Origin of the sequence: Paenibacillus sp. E194, assembly GCF_000935845.1 — a bacterium.
In the GTDB taxonomy this organism is placed as follows: Bacteria; Bacillota; Bacilli; order Paenibacillales; family Paenibacillaceae; genus Paenibacillus_B; species Paenibacillus_B alvei_B.
Map to the genome: position 1 here is coordinate 1 of NZ_JMDX01000413.1, position 2,837 is coordinate 2,837.

Here is a 2,837-nt window from a genome sequence, read left to right on the forward strand (position 1 = left end):
TGTACAAGGAGTCATTTTTACAGATGTACAGCGTAGAGAAGCCATTGGATTGGATTCGGGAACCTTTGAGAAATCCCATCTATATAGTGATCCATCTGAGCCTGCACAGTCGAGGGACACCGTTGTAAAAGGGAGTGGCTGCATTGAGATATTTTCGACTGATGGTAGACGAGCGGGTAAAGAACAGAGTGGAGCCTGCTGCGATGTCTCCTTTGCAAGTAAGAGATATCCTGGCAGATCCACAGGGACAGAACCAGCAGGAGGACCCTCTTTTTCTAGCTGTACATACCAGTCCACAAACGGTGTACCCGGATTTTTTTGGAATTTCCTCTGCCGCTGGTGTCGGATCGGATGAAATCATTATTGGAGAAATATATGCCGGGACTGGAATGGAGAGCAGTCATTCTTACCGATTTCAAGCAGGTCAAACAGGACGTATACTGGTTGCTTCGTCCGCCGATGGAAGATTGTTTGTCCGCACAAACAGAATGGTACCCCAATCAGACATTGAAGCGTTTGGTACTGAGACAGGGGGAGTTGGAATCGCCTGTTTTTCGGATTAAGGGCTCCATCGAACCTCATATTTATATCCATTTGGCTGTGGCGGAAAGCTTGTTGCGACGATTCTTTACAGGCATTCGATTGCAAAGAGTTGAGATGGAGGCATGAAGGGGGAGAGAGCAAGATGGAAGAAACTCAGGTGAAACCGGGAAGCGCTGCGAAAAAAAGCTATGTCGTGGCAGGAGCGATCTTGAGCTGTAGTTATGGTACGCAGCCTACACGTCTGAAAAGGCCTTTTAGCCATGGCGTCTACATAAAAAACAAAGCACAAATGAATATTGGGGATTACGTGCCCGGGGTGAACATTGAATCTTTCGGGAACTGCTCCAGCCCGCTAAATCCAGCCGTGCAGGCCAGTGAAATGGTAGATATCTATGGCGTGAAGAAGGCTCCGTGTGTTCCGATGCTGACCATGCCGTGGCTGAACGGGAAAAGTGATGTGAAGATCGAGGGTCAGCCTGCCTTGATGCAGAACTGTACCCTTCAGTGTCTATATTGTGGTCATATCCAAATCGAAAATGACGGGCAGGAGTTGGATTAAGGTTCTGTTCTCAAAGACGTCAGGTTTCGGAAGTGACCGCGGCTTTATGCCGCCCGAAAGGAGAGATGAGCTCACTTGAGTGCATTACATAACGAAATCGGATATGAAAGTCTGCGTTTCTACGGTCCCTTTCAGCCTCAACATATAGAGAAGCTTCAAATTACAAGAACCATCAACGATCACGCATATGTAATGGTAAGCGGCATGCTGTCAGAAGAGCAGGGAGCTGCATGCATTGGACAGAACATGGAAGAGGAACCGATCGTTATCCGCCAGTTGGATGAGCGAGGACAATCGGTAAGACGACTGTTTCATGGCATTGTTACGCGCCTATCCGTGCATTGCTTTCGGGGCGTGTATACCTTTGAGCTGGAAGCCGCTTCGCATTCCTATCAGATGGATATCCAGATAAAGAAGCGATCCTATCAGGATATTCATCGTACCTACGATGATCTGGTCACAACGATGATTCGTAAATACAAGTTTGGAGACGCCATCGATACCGTAACCAACAATACCAAACTGGGAACTTTTGTTTTACAATATGAGGAGACGGATTGGGCAGTTTTTTAAAGCGTCTGGCCGCTCGCTTTGGGTCAGTACTGGTGCCGGAGGTAACTGCAGCGTCGCCTAAGGTCTTCTTCGGAATGCCGGTAGGCAAACTGTACAAGCTGGAACGGGATGTAAGTTACCAGGTTCGTAGGACGTTCCATGAACTGGAGACGGGGAAGCCGGGGAGACGAGCGGGCTCGTATGTGACCTATGTGTTCGAAAGCCTACAATACTATGCGTTGGGAGATAGCATCGCGTTACCGATTGGATCTGGGAAAGAGCTAGTCGTTGTTAAGGCAGTAACACGGATGAAGGATGGACTGCTGCTTACCCGTTACGATCTCCAGGCTGAACAGGATATTCGTTATGCCCGCTATGAGAATGATCAAGCTACGGGGATTGCGCTGACGGGCAGCGTGTTACAGGTACAGCAAGATTTGGTACAGCTCCAACTGGATATCGACCCTAAGCAGGACCCGGCTAAAGCATGCTGGTTCCCGGTGGCCACACGCTATGTAGCGGAAGAGCATAGTGGCTGGTACGATATGCCGGGGGTTGGGGAGCGTGTGGAGCTTTACTTGCCGACGAGCCGGGAACATGAAGCCTATGTCATGGATTCGCGACAGCATCGTCATGCACAAGGGGAGCCAGACGTTAAAGTATGGAGACATTCGCAAGGAAGCGGCGTGGACATGTCTGAACAAGAGCTGACCCTGTCTACCTCGGGAGGATTTTCAATTATACTCCATGAAGGGAACGGCATTACCTTCAGCAGCCCGGGAGATGTACGGATTCAAGGCGGTCACGTGAAGCTGGATGCGGGTCAGGAGCTGTCGCTTACCGCAGGAAGTGCATTGTACCTCACAGGCGGAGCCAGCAGCATGGTAATAGATGGTGAAACGGATATCAAGGCACCGGTGGTGGATCAAGAGGGCACGGTGAAGGCTCCAGTGTTCGTCATGGATCTTCCTCCTGTGCCGGAGCCGCCACTAATGAACATCAAAGACTATGAAGCAGCACAAGCCGCAGCCAAGAAGGGCTCATCTAACAACACAGCAAATACCCCGACCGCGAAGATCACGAACCCGGCGGATCAAAAACAAGCCGATGGATTGCTGGGTACGGAGTCCAAACTGCTAGGCGCTATTCCGATAATAGGAGCAGTAGCTGGAGCAGTAGTGGG

General features: G+C 50.2%; 1 protein-coding gene and 2 pseudogenes. All 3 read left to right on the plus strand.

From position 1 onward, the window contains the following. The first annotated feature begins 161 nt into the window (after positions 1–161). A pseudogene (locus AZ66_RS28285) lies at positions 162–669 on the plus strand (hypothetical protein). Positions 670–685: 16 nt separating this feature from the next. After that, positions 686–1,102, plus strand: a complete 417-nt coding sequence (locus tag AZ66_RS28290) for a DUF4280 domain-containing protein (protein WP_021261075.1) — start codon at positions 686–688, stop codon at positions 1,100–1,102. 75 nt (positions 1,103–1,177) lie between these two features. Continuing rightward, positions 1,178–2,837 (plus strand): annotated as a pseudogene (locus AZ66_RS28295) (contractile injection system protein, VgrG/Pvc8 family); the annotation flags it as partial.

What these genes read in the sequence shown, in the direction of transcription:
- AZ66_RS28290 (WP_021261075.1), top strand. Translation starts at nt 686, where the DNA reads ATGGAAGAAACTCAGGTGAAACCGGGAAGCGCTGCGAAAAAAAGCTAT.